The 15,676-nt window shown below is 72.5% G+C and carries 13 protein-coding genes; 4 read left to right on the top strand and 9 right to left on the bottom strand.

All coding sequences use genetic code 11. The features are described from left to right. Window positions 1-138 precede the first annotated feature (138 nt). The gene (locus HCN51_RS35705; protein WP_168015813.1) at window positions 139-3,000 is read right to left on the bottom strand and encodes an ATP-binding protein; all 2,862 of its coding nucleotides are present in this window, start codon (window positions 2,998-3,000) and stop codon (window positions 139-141) included. 164 nt (window positions 3,001-3,164) lie between these two features. Between HCN51_RS35705 and HCN51_RS35700 the strand changes: the two genes are divergently transcribed. The 3 genes from HCN51_RS35700 (at window position 3,165) to HCN51_RS35690 (ending at window position 5,632) form a co-directional block, all read left to right on the top strand. Next, complete coding sequence (locus HCN51_RS35700) at window positions 3,165-3,323, top strand: hypothetical protein (RefSeq protein WP_155128000.1); 159 nt, start codon at window positions 3,165-3,167, stop codon at window positions 3,321-3,323. Window positions 3,324-3,890: 567 nt separating this feature from the next. Next, window positions 3,891-4,658: a bestrophin-like domain gene (locus tag HCN51_RS35695; RefSeq protein ID WP_168015812.1), complete on the top strand. Its 768-nt coding sequence runs from the start codon at window positions 3,891-3,893 to the stop codon at window positions 4,656-4,658. A 2-nt stretch (window positions 4,659-4,660) separates the two neighbouring features. Continuing rightward, a complete protein-coding gene (locus tag HCN51_RS35690) occupies window positions 4,661-5,632 on the top strand; it encodes a hypothetical protein (RefSeq protein WP_168015811.1) in 972 nt (323 codons plus the stop codon). Here HCN51_RS35690 and HCN51_RS61640 read toward each other — a convergent pair whose 3' ends face one another. From HCN51_RS61640 to HCN51_RS35665, 5 genes are all read right to left on the bottom strand, one after another. Further along, complete coding sequence (locus HCN51_RS61640; protein ID WP_168015810.1) at window positions 5,633-7,285, bottom strand: CotH kinase family protein; 1,653 nt, start codon at window positions 7,283-7,285, stop codon at window positions 5,633-5,635. It lies immediately after the preceding gene. Next, a complete protein-coding gene (locus HCN51_RS35680) occupies window positions 7,285-7,962 on the bottom strand; it encodes a DUF4956 domain-containing protein (protein ID WP_168015809.1) in 678 nt (225 codons plus the stop codon). Before HCN51_RS35680 ends, HCN51_RS61640 begins: the two co-directional genes overlap by 1 nt. 6 nt (window positions 7,963-7,968) lie before the next feature. Continuing rightward, window positions 7,969-8,874: a polyphosphate polymerase domain-containing protein gene (locus HCN51_RS35675; protein ID WP_168015807.1), complete on the bottom strand. Its 906-nt coding sequence runs from the start codon at window positions 8,872-8,874 to the stop codon at window positions 7,969-7,971. A gap of 94 nt (window positions 8,875-8,968) precedes the next feature. After that, the gene (locus HCN51_RS35670) at window positions 8,969-10,606 is read right to left on the bottom strand and encodes a sensor histidine kinase (protein ID WP_168015805.1); all 1,638 of its coding nucleotides are present in this window, start codon (window positions 10,604-10,606) and stop codon (window positions 8,969-8,971) included. Beyond that, window positions 10,603-11,328, bottom strand: coding sequence for a response regulator transcription factor (locus HCN51_RS35665; RefSeq protein ID WP_168015803.1), 726 nt, complete (start codon window positions 11,326-11,328; stop codon window positions 10,603-10,605). The genes HCN51_RS35670 and HCN51_RS35665 overlap by 4 nt, the downstream gene beginning before the upstream one ends. A 101-nt stretch (window positions 11,329-11,429) precedes the next feature. Between HCN51_RS35665 and HCN51_RS35660 the strand changes: the two genes are divergently transcribed. Next, window positions 11,430-12,218: a phosphotransferase gene (locus HCN51_RS35660; protein ID WP_168015801.1), complete on the top strand. Its 789-nt coding sequence runs from the start codon at window positions 11,430-11,432 to the stop codon at window positions 12,216-12,218. Here HCN51_RS35660 and HCN51_RS35655 read toward each other — a convergent pair. Genes HCN51_RS35655 through HCN51_RS35645 form a run of 3 tightly spaced genes read right to left on the bottom strand, consistent with a single transcriptional unit; the run spans window position 12,196 to window position 15,335 of the window. Then, window positions 12,196-13,098: a carbohydrate ABC transporter permease gene (locus tag HCN51_RS35655; RefSeq protein ID WP_080040425.1), complete on the bottom strand. Its 903-nt coding sequence runs from the start codon at window positions 13,096-13,098 to the stop codon at window positions 12,196-12,198. The two genes, HCN51_RS35660 and HCN51_RS35655, sit on opposite strands and share 23 nt — an antisense overlap. Before the next feature lie 3 nt (window positions 13,099-13,101). Continuing rightward, a complete protein-coding gene (locus HCN51_RS35650) occupies window positions 13,102-14,013 on the bottom strand; it encodes an ABC transporter permease subunit (protein ID WP_168015799.1) in 912 nt (303 codons plus the stop codon). Beyond that, on the bottom strand, window positions 14,010-15,335 hold the full coding sequence (locus HCN51_RS35645) for an extracellular solute-binding protein (RefSeq protein WP_168015797.1): 1,326 nt from the start codon (window positions 15,333-15,335) through the stop codon (window positions 14,010-14,012). Before HCN51_RS35645 ends, HCN51_RS35650 begins: the two co-directional genes overlap by 4 nt. Window positions 15,336-15,676 lie beyond the last annotated feature (341 nt).

Below are 15,676 nucleotides of genomic sequence, written 5' to 3'. Positions count from 1 at the left end.
ACGCCCCCTGATCATCGTCGGCACCAGCCTAACCGCTCCTTCCCAGCCGCCCGACAGAAGGTCAGGAACCCCGGTCAGCCCCCTGCCGGCGCCCGATCGTCCCCGGTCAGCGCCCGGAAGGCACCCGAGGGGTCCCGCTCAGCCGCCGTCCGCGCCTGACTGGATCTTGGTGGTGAGCGCCACCCGCGAGCTGACCCCCAGCTTCGCGAACGCGTTCCCCAGGTGGTACTCGATCGTCTTCACGCTCAGCACCAGCTCCCTGGCCACCTGCCGGTTCGTCATCCCGGTCGCCACCAGCCGCGCCACCGCCTGCTCCTGGGGCGTCAGCCGCAGCAGCGGCGCGGCCCCCGACTCCGCCCGCGGCAGCCCGCACGCGCTCAGCTCCCGCTCGCACCGGTCCACGTACGGCAGCGCGCCCAGCCGGGCGAACAACGCCAGCCCCAGGTCGAGCTGCGTCTGCGCCTGCCTGCGCCGGCCCAGCCTGCGCAGGAACCGCCCGTACGCCAGCCGCAGCCGCGCCTCGTCGAACGGCAGCCCCGCCATGCCCGCCTGGGCCAGGCCGGTGGTGAAGGCGGCCTCGGCCAGGTCGTTCTCGTGCCGGGCCGCGTGCAGGCCGCCCCGGCAGCGGGCCGCCGCCGCCATCGCCGAACGCCTGCCACGCCGCCCCGCCAGCCGCTCCATCCCGGCCAGCTGCAGCTCGGCCCGGTCCTGCTCGCCGAGGGCCACCAGGGCGTCGATCAGCAGGTCGAGCCACTGCACGATGCCGGGCTCGTACACGATGTCGTGCACCTTCACCGACACCAGCGGCTCCAGCGCCTCCACCGTGCGGACGTGATCGCCCCGGGCGGTGGCGAGGTGGGCGGCGGCGCTGCACGCGTACGCCAGCGAGGCCACCGCGTCCACGCCCGCGCCCTGGCTCGCCGACAGGGCCGCCGCCACGTGCGCCTCGGCCGCCGGCCAGTCGCCGCGGGCGGCGGGCACCAGCGCGGCCACCGCGTGGCAGACCGGCGAGAGCCACCGCTGGTCGGCGTCGTCGGCCACCGAGGCGGCGGTCTCGGCGTGCAGGCCCGCGTCGTCCCAGCGGCCGGCGCGGTACTCGGCCTGCCCCAGCATCGCCATGGCCAGCATGCGGAAGGGCACCGAGCGCTCGCCGCACGCCGCGACCGCGCCCGACAGGTCGGCCAGCCCACCCGGCAGGTCGTCGCTGCACGTGCGCAGCACCCCGCGGCCGAGCAGCGCGTCCAGCTCGGCGATCGACGCCGACGACGGCGCGGGCAGGTCCGTCGTGGCGGCCAGGGCGGCGTCGATCTGGCCGGAGACGCCCAGCCCGGCCAGCAGCGTGTACCGGTTGTAGTCGATGCTGAAGCGGTAGCCGGGGGAGTTCCTGGCGCGCTCCGCCCACCGGGCCGCCTGCCTGCCCTCCGCCTTGACCAGGCAGAGCATGGCGAGCTGCTGCGCCGCCCGCGCGGCCAGCCCCGACTCGGGCGCGCCGGCCCGCTCCCACGCGGTGACCAGGTGCGCGCGCGCCTCCTCGATCTGGCCGCGCACCATCGCCAGATGGCCCAGCGCGTAGCCGCGGACCGCGGCGTGCGCCCGCTCGGGCAGGCTCGCGGTCAGCCGGGCCGCCTCCTCCACCCGCCCGTCGAGCAGCAGCGCCTCCACCGCCTCCGCCGCCAGCGGAGCGGGATCGCCCGACAGCTCCGCCGCCGCCTTCAGGTGCTCGGCCGCGCTGCCGAACGCGCCCAGCCGTACCTGCGTGCGGCCCAGCTCCGCCAGCTCGGCGGCCAGCTCCGGGCTCGGGCCCGCCACCGCCTCGATGCGGTGCCGCAGCCGCGCCTGCTCGCCCTCCGCGACCAGCGCGGCCCGCGCGTGCAGCGCCGAGCGGTGCGCCGGGCCGAGGTCGCGGTAGACGGCCGCCCGGTCCAGAGGGTGCGCGAACGCCGCGAGCGGGCCGCGCGCGGAGGAGCGTTCCAGCAGCACGCCCTCGCGCACCGCCTGCTCCAGCGCCTGCAGCGGCTCCTCCACCGCGGCCACCCTGGCCGCCAGGTGCAGCGGGCACGACAGGCCCAGCACGCTCACCGCGCTGATCAGCTCCCGCGCCGCCGGCCCGCACCGCGCCACCTTTCCCAGCACCAGCAGCCCGTACGAGCGCGGCGCCGGCAACGGCTGGCCCAGATCGTCCAGGGCCGCCGGCGGCACCTCCTCCAGCAGCGCGCGCAGGTGCAGCGGCACGCCCTCGGTGTGCTCGACCAGCCGGGCCAGGCCGCGCTGCGACACCGGCGCGCCGCCCAGCTCGCCGACCATCGCCCCCACCTCGGGAGCGCCCAGCCCCGACAGGCGCAGCCGGCGCGTCTGGTCGGCGGCCACCAGCCGCAGCAGCCCCTCCGGGCCCGCCAGCGCGGCCGCGTCGCGCAGCATGAGCACCGCCAGCACCCGGTCCACGCGCAGCCGGCGCAGGCAGAACGTCAGCGCCCGCAGCGTCGGCTCGTCGGCCCAGTGCACGTCGTCCACGACCAGGCAGAGCGGCTCGCTGCGCTGCCGCTCCGTCACCACGCCGAGCAGCGCCGCCCCGACCGCCAGCGGATCCGGCAACGCCGCCCTGAACGGCGGCGCGTCCGGCAGCGCCGCGCCGACGGCCAGCGGATCGGGCAGGGCCGCCCGGACCGCCAGCGAATCGGGCAACCGCGCCTGGCCGTCGGGGCCCGGCGCCAGGCCCAGCCCCAGCTCCGTCAGGCGCTCCGGCAGCCCGGCCGGGCCGCCGAACAACCTCGTCAGCGTCCCGTACGGCAGCAGCTTCTCGCCCTCGTCACCATCGGTGAACAGCACGTCCGCCGGCCCGCACCCCTCCAGGAACCGGTGGACCAGGGTCGTCTTCCCGATGCCCGCCGGCCCTTCCACCACCACGAGCCTGGGCAGGCCCGCACGGGCGCGCTCGAACTCCTCCCGCAGGCAGCGGAGCTCGGCGTCCCGCCCGACGAACATCGCGATCGCCTCAGCCATGACGACCCTCCGCATCCTGGGTATCCCAGGTTCGCGGGCCGTGTCGAGACCTCCGGTGGAGACATGCCTGTCCATGTGTCCAGAGCCCGCCCGAAAATCAGGGGTTATCCCCAGGTGCGGTCCCGGGGCAGGATTTCTAGGCTCGCGGTGAGCCGGGAGGCCTGATGCGGTTCATCGTCGATCTGGAGTACGGCACGGACGGGGTCCACGGGCTGGTGACGCGGGAGGGCTGCGACCGGTCCGAGCCCTTCCACGGATGGCTGGAGCTGCTGAGCGTGCTCGAATCGCCGCGCTCCAGGGGTAATCCCTGGGACGGACCCTGAAGCGCTTCGAGCGGGAATGCCCCAGGATGTGAGGCGTCCCCCGTGGGAGGGGCGCAGGTGGAGACCTCCAGGCCGTTCGCGGAGGGACGGCCGGGTCTTCGCCGCGCAGGGGGTGTCCGCCGGCCCCCGTGGAGCAGCTGCCACGCCGCCGCGCCGGTCCTCGCCATGCCGGCGCCGGGTCCGGCGGCCGTACCGGGGCGGTCCCGCACGTAGCCATGCGCGGCCGTCCCGGTCACCACACCCCCGTCACCCCGCTCTTTGGAGGACGCGCCTGTAGCGGTGCTCACCGCGACTGTGCCACGCGGTGATCGGACGCCCGCTCACACGCCCGCGGCGGCGGCTCCCCGGCGGTCCGCCGCGGGCTCCGCCTTTGGAGTGTCCGCTGCCGATCGCCTCGGTGCGGTGCTTGCCGGCCGGGGCCGGGGTCGCGCGGATCACGGGGCCGCGCGACGCCGGGCCCGGCCGTGGCGCTTGCCCGGGACTTTACCTTTCAGGGCCTCACGCCATCATTGCGCTGTGTGATAGTAATGTGACACTGCGTATCCGAAAGAGATCCGGGAGATCTTCATGGTGGCGTACACACTCTCGATCTTGGCGGCGATGGGCGCGGTGGCGCTCATGGCGCTGGTGTTCCGGCGGGTGAAGGGAGCCGGGGAGGACCGCGACCCCAGCGGGCCGTCCGCCGCGCACGCCGGCGCGATGTTGTCGGCCATGTTCCTGCTGGTGTTCGCCATCGCGATCATCGTCCCGTGGACCACCGCCGACGCCGCCAGGCTCAACACCCACGCCGAGAGCCAGGCCTCCGTCGACGCCTACTGGGCCGCGTCCGGGCTGCCCGGCTCCGCGCCCGACGAGGTGCGCAGATCGCTGCGCGACTACGTGGCGTTCGTGGCCAAGGACGAGTGGCCGCTCATGGCCGGCGGGCACATGCACCCCGTCGGCGACGAGCGCATGGACGACCTGCGCGCCCGGGTCAACGCCCTGCAGACGCACGACAACGAGGAGGAGGACGCCAAGGCGAGCGTCCTGGAGCACATCAGCGCCATCTCCACCGCCCGCGCCCAGCGCACCGCCGACGCCGCCGCCACGCCACCCGACGGGCTGCTGCTGCTCACCATCCTCACCGGGGTGCTGGTCATCGTCTTCCCGTTCCTGGCCGGGGCCCGGCCCCGGGGGCTGGCACTGCTGCCGCTGGTGGCCACGGCGGCGCTGATCGGGTTCGGCACCTACCTGACGTGGGACATCTCCCGCGCCTTCGACGGGCCGCTGGCCGTGGGGCCCGAGGCGTTCCGCGAGGCGCTGCAGGAGTTCACGCGGATCAGCGGGGGGATGTGACCGTGGGCGTCCGACGCGCGCCCCTCCTGCTCGCCGCCACCCTCGCCCTCACCGCCGCCGCCGCCGGCTTCGCGGCGGCCGACCTCGAACGGTGGCCCGCCCCAGAGGCCGGGCAGGCCGCGGCGCCACAGGTGATGGCCGGCCCGATGCCGCAGGCGCTGGCCGCACAGGTCCCCGCACCACGGGCGATGGCCGCACACGTCCCCGCCTCGCAGGTGATGGCCCGGCGGGCGGCCGCGCCACCGGTGACGGCCGCGCGGCTGCCGGCAGTGCCGGTGGTGGCCGCCCGGGTCGCGGCGGTTCCGGTGGCCGGGCGGGTCGCGGCGGTTCCGGTGGCCGGGCAGGTCGCAGCGGTGCCGATGGCTGGGCGGGCGCCGTCACCGGGAGCGGTGCCGGTGGCTGGGCGGGTGCCTTCGCCGCGCGCAGTGCCTCGGGCGGTGCCGCGGGCGGTGCCGGGGCCCAAGGTGGGGCGGGTGCCCTCGCCGCGGCCCGTGCCGCGCGTGTCCGTACGCCGGCCCGCGCCCCCCAAACGGGTCACCGTGGGGCCCACCGTGAAGGTCCCCCGGGTGTCCACGCGGCGCTCGCCCGACCCCAAGGTGTCGATCTCGATGCCGCGCGCCAAGCGGCGGGCCACGCCCGAGGTGACGGTGCCGCACGTGACGGTCTACCCCGACGGCGTGTGCGCGGGCGGGGTCGTGCTGGGGGAGTGCCCGCGCCGCCAGCCGCGGGCGGTGCCCAGGGAAGTCGCCCCGCCCGCCGCCCCTCCCGCCGTCGCGCCCGTGGTGCCGCCCCGCGCGCAGCCGTCACCGAGCCCGGCGCCCACCCCGAGCAGCACCCCGTCGGCCCGGCGGCACGTCCAGCGCGCCGAGCCGCCCGCCCGCCGCCGCAACCCGCTGAACACCGTCCTGCTCACCGTCGTGCTGGTGACCGCGATCACCTCCACGACCGCCGTGGCGTTCCGGGCGCGCCGCTGATCACGAGGCGAGCGAGCTGAGCGCCTTCGCGCGGGTCTCCAGGGTCTCGCGCAGGGTGGCCGCCTCCTGCCTGGCCTTGGCGGTGTCGGCGCCCGCGTTCAGCTCGTACGCCGCCAGCGCCCGCTCCAGCAACCCCGTGGCGGTGCCGCCGGCCAGCAGCTCGCGGTACAGGGCGGCGTACTGCTGCTCGTAGAGCTTCTTGAAGCCGGCGTCCTTGAGGAACTTGTCCTTCAGCGCGTGCCCCATCCGCATGCCTCCCGGCCCGCCGGCCCCGTCCTGCCCGGCGCGCGCGGGCGGACCAGGCTGACGAGGCTGACCCGTTGGAGTGGGCTGACCCGCTGGAGTGGGCTGACCGGCCCGGGCGGGCTGGTCGGCTCTCGTGCCGCGGTTCCCGCCGAAGCCCATGCCGATCGTGTCGCCGGGCCCGGCCGTGGCGTCCCCGCTGAGCGCGAAGTTGAGGTCCCAGCTGATGACCTTGAAGCGCTTCGTGCCGAGGTCATACCACAGGTAGTAGTTACGGCCGGGGCCCGCCATGTCGTCGAAGTTCAGCAGCAGGTTCTGCAGCGCCACGTACCGGGCGAACGACTCCACGTCCAGGCGCTTGGCCAGCCCCGCCGAGAACTCCTCGGCCGACGCCTGCTCCACCCACTTGATCAGGTCGATGACGGGCTGCAGGTCCCGCTCGCCCTTGAGGTTGACCTGCTTGAAGTCGTCCACGTACGACGTCTGGTCCTCGCCCTGGTAGGTGAAGCTGCTGGAGGCCAGGGACTTGTAGAGCACGCCGTGGCCGAGGCTCTCCGCGTACCCCTCGTCGAGATACTCCACCAGGAGGCGAGGCTCGGACGCGCGGCCGTTCACGGTGAAGGCGGTGTAGGCCGAGCGCTGGGTGGGCTCGCCCGCCGCGCCGACCATCGAGATCGCCAGCGCCTCGTTCAGCAGCGTCGAGGACTGGGCGGCGGCGGGACGTACGGCGAGCTGCGAGTGCCCCTGGTAGCGGCGGCCCGCCACGAACTCGTCGAAACTGATCAGCCACGGCAGGTTCTCCGGCTCCTCGGCCTTGAGCACGGCCCCGAACCCGCCGAACCCGCCGGGCCGTCCACCGCCGCCCTGCCCGTTCCCGCCCTGCCCGTTCCCGCCCTGCCCGTTCCCGCCCTGCCGCCCCTCTGGAGGCTGGAAGCCCTCAGGGAACTGGCCGCCCGGCATGCCGCCGCCCGGCATGCCGCCACCGCCGGGCATGTCGCCGCCGTTCGGGACGGCGCGGCGGCGGGACTGGCCCTTCCAGGTCAGGCCCATCAGCGTCGAGTTGCCCTTGAGCCGGATGCCGACGCTCGGGATCCTCGTCCCGTCGATCGTCAGGTCCGCCTCGACGTACTTCTTGTCGCCGTCCTTGAAGTACTCCGTCAGCATGTCCTGGTAGCTCTCGTCCCGGAACGTGAGCGTCACCTCGTGCGGCGCGGAGGCGTCGAACAGCTCGCGGGAGCCGGTCAGGTTCTGCACCGCGACGTGCGCCTCGGTGGTGCGGGAGGTGGTGACGTACGGGCGGATCGTGCCGCTGCCGAACACGCCCCAGCACGCCACCAGGAACGCCACGCACAGCGCGACCAGCTTCCAGTCGTGCCGCAGCCGGACCGGGATGCGATGTCTGAGCTTCATCACAGGTCGGTCTGGTCGTACCCGGTCAGGACGGTGACCGACTGGCCGTGGTTGCGCTCGCGCAGGGCCGCGATGACGTCCGACGGCTCGCTGCCCTTCTTGATCTTGACCGTGTACATCAGCTCCATCAGCGCGCCCGCCCGGATCGACTCCATGCTGACCAGCTCGAACTCGTCGGTGTGCCGGATGAGCACGTCCTGGATGACGGGCGTGTAGTCGTCGTCGGACGGCACCTGCACCTTGACGACCTGGCGGCGCACGTTCAGCGCGAACCAGTTGAAGCGGTGCATGACCATGACGATCAGCGAGATCGCCACCGCCGCGACGACCGCGAGCAGGTAGAAGCGGGTGCCGACGGCCATCCCGACCCCCATCACCAGGAAGATGAACCCGACGTCGCGGGTCTCCTTGATGGCGTTGCGGAACCGTACCACCGACAGGGCGCCGACCAGGGCGAACGCGCGCGCGATGTTCGAGCCGACGACCAGCATGATGAGCGAGATCAGCATGCCCAGGACGACCAGCGTCTGCACGTACGACTGGCTGTAGGAGACGTTGCGGTGCGTCGCCCGGTAGACCCAGCCGATCATCGCGCTGAGCACGAACGACAGGGCCATCGCGATCGCGATGTCGGCCACGCTGAACGTGCCGGACAGGTCCTGGAACGAGAAGTCCATGGGGGGTCAGGCCTCCGAGAGAACGCTCGGCCGGTCGCGGCCGAGATCGAGATCGTGGTCGAGGTCGTGGTCGTGGTCGGGGATGTGGAAGATCGAGCGCGGTGCCAGGCCGTGCGCCTCGACGCTCTGGCAGTACTTGGAGACCCGCACCACCTGGAGGTTGCGCTTGGCGGTCAGGTCGGTCAGCCAGTACGGCACCCGCTCGTTGGCCTTGACCTCGACGATCGCCTTGCGGGCCGGCACGATGAGCCGGTTGGTGGTGTCGGCGCCGAGGTGGAAGTCGCGGTCCCGGCCGCGGACGCGGTGGTCGAAGGTGACCCGCAGGCCCACGTCGGCGTCGCGGCCCACGTAGGCGTGCCGCTGGTAGCCGGTCATGGCCACGGCTCGCAGGTCGAGGCGGAGGACCAGATCGAGCACCTCTTCCAGGAAGGCCCGCTGGGAGGGGTCGTGCTCGACCATCTGCCGCCCGTCGCACAGCTTGAGCGCGTCGGCGTACGGCAACTGGACGCGGCGTTTCTGCGTCACCCGGTTGACCCGCTGTTTGATCTCGACGAACACCGGCGTGTCCGCGCCGACGGCGAACCGGTCGCCGTAGTGGCGCACCCGCAGCTTCCTGCGGAACTTCAGCCCCTCGATCTTCTCCCAGTAGAAGCGGAGCTGCCTGGTGTCGTAGTAGACGCTCCAGATGCCGTAGCCGGTGTCGCCGCTGTGCCGGTCGCGATCGAGGCGCTGCTCGATCTCCTCGCGCAGCTCGGCCGCCTGCGCCATGTCCACCAGGTACTTGATCTCGTAGCGGTTGAACGCGTGCAGCCTGCTGGGGGCGCGCAACGCGTGCCCCGCCTCGGCCCGGGCCTCCTCGGGGAGTGCGGGCTGACCTGCGGAGACGGTGCGTCTGCGAAATCTACGCAGCATGGCTCTCCTTCCGTGTCAGCCATATGGGACAGCAACAACCTGGGAATAATGTGTGAACGCCGCCCGGATCGGTGGTTAACGGGAGGGGAACGGGTCAGGCGCCGCGCGGGCCGCGCAGCGGGAGCACCACGCGGAAACACGTGCCGTGGCCGGGGCGGCTGCCTGCCTCGATGCGGCCGTCGTGCGCCTCCACCAGCGCCGCCGCGATCGCGAGCCCGAGGCCGGTGCCGCCGCCGGTGCGGGAGCGGGCCGCGTCGGTGCGGTAGAAGCGGTCGAAGACGTGCGGCAGGTGCTCGGGCTCGATCCCCGGCCCGTCGTCGCACACCTCGATCACGACGCTCTCCCCGATCACCTCACCCCCCGCGACCGCCACCGCCTCCGCCCCGCCACCCGTCGTGCTGTCGTGCGGCACGGGCTCCGAGAGGGTCCAGGGGGTCGAGGGGTTCGGGGCGTGGCGGATGACCACCCGGACCGATGCCTCCGGAGGGGTGTGGGCGAGGGCGTTGCCGACCAGGTTGGACAGGACGCGGTGCAGGCGGTGCTCGTCGGCGAGCACCCGCACCGGTCGGTGCGGCGGCACCAGCTCGACGGCCCGCCCCGGATCGCGGGCGCGCGCCCCGTGCACCACGTCGGCCGCGATGACGTGCGGGTCCACCTCCGTCAGGTCCAGCGCCCGCTCCTGGTCCAGCCGGGCGAGCAGCAGCAGGTCGTCCACCAGGACGCCCATCCGCTCCGCCTCGCCCTCGATGCGGCGCAGGATCCTGGCCACCGCCGGGTCGGGCTCGCTGCGCCCGTGCCGGTACAGCTCGGCGAACCCCCTGATGGACGTCAGCGGCGTGCGCAGCTCGTGGGAGGCGTCGGCGAGGAAGCGGCGCAGCCGGCGCTCCGAGCGTTCCCGCTGGCGCAGGGCCTCGCTGAGGCGGCCGAGCATGATGTTCAGCGCGTTGCCGAGCCGGCCGGTCTCGGTGCGCGGGTCGCAGTCGGACACCCGCCGGTCCAGCTCGCCCGCCGCGATCGCGGCGGCCGTCCGCTCCATCCTGGTCAGCGGGCGCAGGCCCAGCCGCACCACCGCCAGCGCCACCGCGCCCAGCAGGACCAGCACCAGCGCGCCCGCCGCCGCCTCGATGAGCAGGAGCTGCCGTACGGTGCTGCGGTTCGACTCCAGGGAGATCGACACGGCGACCCGGTCGCCGTCCGGCAGGCGGACCACGAACGTGCGCCACTCGCCCGCGCCCGCCCGGTCCGGCACGGTGAACGGGGCGGGCGGCGGGTCGGCGATCGCACTCGGGGGCACGACCGGGCCGCCACCCCCGCCACCGCCACCGCCAACCCCGCCACCGCCACCGCCACCGCCACCGGAGCCGGAGCCGGAGCCGGAGTCGGGCAGGCGGCGGACCACGGTGCCCGACGGGCTGTAGACGGCCAGGCGGAACTGGGTGGGCAGCTCCACGTCGTCCCGGGGCGGCGGCACCGGCGCGCCCGGCGGCGGCCCCTTGTGGAAGTTCGTGGCGAACTCGGTGAGCTGCGTGTCCACGCGGGACAGCAGGGAGCGGTCGAGCAGCAGCACCCCGGCCGCCGCGAACACGGCCAGCGCCGCCGCCGACAGCCCGAGCAGCGCCGCCAGCAGCCGATGCCGCAACGGCCACGCCCGCCCGGCGCCCCACCTGGCGCCCTGCCCGGCGTCCCGCGCGGCGCCCCGTCCGTTGTCCTGTCCGGTGTCCCGCGCGGTCATCGACGGCGGTCCAGGAGGGTGTGGTCGCGCAGGGAGTAGCCGACTCCGCGCAACGTGTGGATCAGCGGCGCCCCCTCGGCGTCGATCTTGCGCCGCAGGTAGCTGATGTACGACTCCACGATCCGGCTGTCCGCCCCGAACCCCGCGCTCCACACCCGGTCGAGGATCTGGGACTTGCTCACCACCCGCTCCGCGTTGATCATCAGGTAGCGCAGCAGCGCGAACTCGGTGGGCGACAGGTGGATGCGCCGCCCGCCGCGCCGTACGACGTGCGTCTCCTCGTCCAGCTCCAGGTCGGCGTAGCGGAGCAGCCCGTCGTCGCAGGCGGCGTCCGCGCGCGGGCCGGTGCGGCGCAGGATGGCGCGGATGCGCAGCACCACCTCCTCCAGGCTGAACGGTTTCGTCACGTAGTCGTCGCCGCCCGCCGACAACCCCGCGATCCGGTCGGCCACCGTGTCGCGGGCGGTCAGGAACAGCACCGGCGGCCCGCCGCCGTCCGGCCGCAGCCGCTGCGCGACGGCGAACCCGTCGAGGTCGGGCAGCATCACGTCCAGCAGGATGATGTCGGGGGGCTCGCGGCGGACGGACTCCAGCGCCTGCGTGCCCGAGGCGGCCGTGCGCACCTCGAACCCGTTCAGCTCAAGGGCGTCGAGCAGCAGCTCGCGGATGTTGGGCTCGTCGTCGACGACGAGCACCACGGGGAGTCTCGGCGGGGCGTCCATCCGCCTGTTCTATCCGGCGTGCCTGGGAATCCGGTGAGAAAAGGGGGCGCGTGGGCTGAAGGCCGCGTGGCACACTGTCCCGGCGCGATCAAGGAGGTGCGGTGCCGGAGAACGAGGAAGTGGTGCTGGCCGGCGGGGGCGTCAACCACGTGGTACGGGCCGGCGCCACCGTACGCCGTCCGGCGGGCCCGTGGACCCCGGCCGTGCACCGGCTGCTGCGACACCTGGAGGCCCAGGGATTCGCCGGCGCGCCGCGCTGCCACGGGCTCGACGAGCGGGGGCGGGAGGTCCTCGACTTCGTGCCCGGGGAGACGGCCGGCTACCCGCTGCCGGGCTGGGTGCGGACGGACGAGGCGCTGGCGGGCGTGGCCCGGCTGCTGCGCGGCTACCACGACGCGACGGCGGGCTGCTCCCGCGCGGGCGAGTGGTACTTCCTGCCGGTGGAGCCGGTGGAGGTGATCTGCCACGGGGACGTGGCGCCGTACAACTGCGTGTTCCGGCAGGGCGGGCCGGTCGCGTTCATCGACTTCGACACGGCGCACCCGGGGCCGCGCGTTTGGGACGTGGCGTACGCGGCCTACCGGTTCGTGCCGTTGCACGATCCCGGTGACGGCGACGGGATCCCGGTGGGGGAGCAGGCGCGGCGGCTGCGGTTGTTCGCCGACGCGTACGGGCTCGGCGCGGACGACCGGGCGGCGCTGGTGGAGACCGCGGTCAAGCGGCTGGAGCACCTGGTGCGGTTCATGCGGGAACGGGCCGCCGCGGGCGACGCGGCCTTCGCCGGCCACGTCGCCCGCGGGGACGATCGCTTCTACGAGATGAACATGGAGCACTTGCGCCGCAGCGAGAGCGCTCTCATTTTCGAGCTCACTTGCCGAAGCCCACGGTGAGGCCGCTGAGGAGCTGGCGCCGGCCCACCACGTACAGGATGAGGATGGGCAGCGTGGTCAGCACGACGGAGGCCAGCACGGCGGGCACGTTGATGCTGTACTGGCCCTGGAAGGACCACAGCGCCAGCGGCAGCGTGCGCTTGCCGGGGCTCTGCGTGAGCACCAGCGGCAGCAAGAACCCGTTCCAGATCTGCAGCGAGTTGTAGATCGTCACCGTGACCACGGCGGGCCGGGTCAGCGGGAACGCCAGCCGCCACAGCATCCCGCGCTCGGTCGCGCCGTCGATCCGCATCGAGTCGAACAGCTCCTTCGGCACGTCCCTGATGAAGTTCGACAGGACCAGCACCGACAGGGGGATGGCGAACGCGATCGACGGCAGGATCAGCGCCATCAGCGAGTCGTACAGACCGAGCTGGATGATGATCAGGTAGATCGGGATGATCGTCGCCTGCAGCGGGATGGCCAGGCCCATCAGGAACAGCGAGTTCGTCCAGCGCAGCAGGCGGCTGCGCCGGCCGCGCACGATCGCGTACGCCGCCATGAAGCTGACCGCGACGGCCGGCACCACGGCGCCGATCGTGGCGATCACGCTGTTGATGAAGTACTGGACGAAGTCGGACTCGATGACCAGCCGGTAGTTCGCCAGCGTCGGCTCGGCCGGCGGCGCGAACGGGTTCTCCTGGTAGTAGTTCGACTGCGACTTGAAGCTCGTGATGACGATCCAGTAGATCGGCACCACGACGATCACCAGCCACAGGACGCTGGTCAGGCCGGCCAGGTAGTTCGGCCGTTCCTTGCTGCGCCTGACGTTGCGGCGGTGGCGCGGGTCGCTCTTGGCGGCGGCGGTGCTCTGCGGCGCCCTCGTGGGGACGGTCGTCATGCGTCAGGCCCCTTCGAGCTGGCTGTGGCCGGAGTCGCGCCCGCCGAGCCGGCGCAGCAGCAGCGACAGGGCGAGACCGACGAGGACGAGGATGACCGCGATCACGCTGGCCGGGCCCATGAGGTTGGCCTGGAAACCGCGCTTGTACATGTCGAGCGCGAGCACCCGGGTCGCGTCGCCGGGGCCGCCCGCGGTCAGCACGAAGATCAGGTCGAACAGGGTCAGCGAGCCGACCACCATCAGCGTCGACGACGTGATGATCGTGTACTTGAGCTGCGGCAGCGTGATGCTGAAGAACCTGCGCACCCGGCCCGCTCCGTCCAGCTCCGCGGCCTCGTACATCGAGCGCGGGATCTGCCGGACGCCGCCCTGGTAGATGAGCGAGTGGAACGGGATGTACTGCCAGGACACCACGAAGATCACCACGCCGAAGGCGAGCACCGGCTCACCCAGCCAGTCCTGGACGAGGAAGGGGATCCCGAGGCCCGCGCCGAGCCCGAAGTTGGGGTCGAGCAGCGCCTTGTACGTGATCGCCAGCGCCGCGGAGCTGAGCAGCAGCGGGATGAAGAACACCACCGACAGGACCGCCCGGTAACGCTGGTGCCCGGCCAGGAACGCCCCCATGAGGATACTGGCCGGTGTCTGGACCGCCCATGACACGGCCATGACGAGGAAGGTGATCCACAGCGCGTGCGGCAGGCCGGGGTCGCTCAGGATCGCGCCCCAGTTGGCGAACCCGGCGATGCCGATCTCGCCGAGCCCGTCCCACTGCGCGAAGCTCAGCGCGAGCACGCCGATCAGCGGGATGACGGCGAACCCGAGGAAGAACACCAGCGCCGGGACGGTCATCCACCCGAGTGAGCCGCCACGGCCCGCCCGGGAGGCGGGCCTGGCGGTGGTCGTGACCGCGCTCACTTGCCGATGACCGCGTTCATGTTCGTGGCGAACTCCTGCGGCGAGATCGACAGCTGGAACAGCTTCGAGATGTTGTCCAGCAGCACCTCGGCGGCCGTCGGGCTGAGCGCCTGGTCCCACGACTGGGCGAAGGACTTGGCGTTGACGGCGATGTTGTAGACGAAGGTCAGGAAGTCCTTGTCCTTGGAGGCGGCGAACTCCGCGTCCGCGCCCTTGATGATCGGGACGGCGCCCGTGCCGACCCACTCCTTGACCGCGGTCTGGTCGATCAGCGCGCCGGCGAAGAACTTCTTGGCGATCTCCTTCTGCTCGGGCGTGGCCTTGGAGGAGATCGAGATGTACTGGCCGGGGTTGCCGACGGTGTTGCCGGGGTCGCCCTTGCCGCCGTCGATCGGCGGGAAGTTCATGTAGCCGAGGTTGCCGCCGGAGACGAAGTCGCCGCCGTCGGTCGACATGCTGCCGTACGTCCAGCCGCCGTGGAGCATCATCGCGGCCTTACCGGTGTACAGCAGCGCCTGGTCGGCGTTGGAGTCGGCGGTGATGGAGGAGAAGCCCTTGACGAAGCCGTTCGCCTTGACCAGCTTCTGCACCTCGCCCAGCGCCTGGATGGCGAGCGGGTTGTTCCAGGCGTCCTTCTCGCCGTCGAAGACGGCCTGGAAGATCTCGGGGCCGCCCAGGCGGTCGAACAGGAACTCCAGCCACATCATGTTCGTCCAGCGGGACTGGCCGCCGAGGGAGAACGGGGCGATGCCCTTGGCGTTGAACTTGGGCACCAGGTCCAGGATGTCGCCCCACGTCTGGGGCGGCTGCGCGCCGATCTTGTCGAAGGCCCGCTTGTCGTAGTACAGGACGATGGGCTGCAGCGTCTCGCACGGCATCGCGTAGATCTTGCCGTCGATGGTGGCCGCGCCGAAGGAGGACGGGAACAGCTTGTCCTTCACGGCCTGGTTCTGGTCGAACCACGAGGTCAGGTCCTCGACCTGGCCGGCCTGCACGTAGCTGCGCAGGGTGCCGCCGCCCCAGCCCCAGATGAGGGTGGGGGCCTGGCCGGCGCCGATGGCCGTCTTGATCTTCGTCTTGAACGCGTCGTTCTGGAACGTCGTGCCCTGGATCGTCCCGTTGGGGTTGGCCTTGTTGTGCCGCTCGATGGTCCTGGTGCGCACGCCCTCCTGCGGCTGCGTCGACAGGTACCAGTACGTGGCACTTTTACCGCCGCCGCCACCCGTGCTGGCGGTGGCGTTGCCCGAGCCGCCACCGGCGCCGGTCTGGGTGGGCCCCGTGCCGCCACAGGCGGCCAGTGCTGCTCCCAGGGGGACACCCATGGAGACGAGGCTGAGGAAATTGCGGCGAGAGGTTGTCCTGGACTCCACGCTGATCTCCGTACTTGTATGCCGCGGGCTGGGGTCGCGGCGCGTTGATCATCGGACTCGATGGCCGGCGGTCGTGGATCGGCATCTCGCGATGCCACTTTCCACTCCTCCTAAAGTCAGCTCATCGAAACATTTTCGACATGACCGCGGGGTTCGCCAATCTAGGTTTCGGCAATAAGGGTGTCAAGACCTTGTCGATCAGGAAACGGGTGGATTTCCTGGAGCCCACGTGTAAGGTAACTTTCCGCCAGTCTTCACCTGCTCCGTGCCAGAGCGGAAGGCTTGCGCGGAGG

The organism is Nonomuraea composti (genome assembly GCF_012034275.1).
GTDB lineage: Bacteria > Actinomycetota > Actinomycetes > Streptosporangiales > Streptosporangiaceae > Nonomuraea > Nonomuraea composti.
The sequence above is the reverse complement of the archived record's forward strand: the minus strand, read 5'-3'. Positions and strand labels throughout refer to the sequence as shown.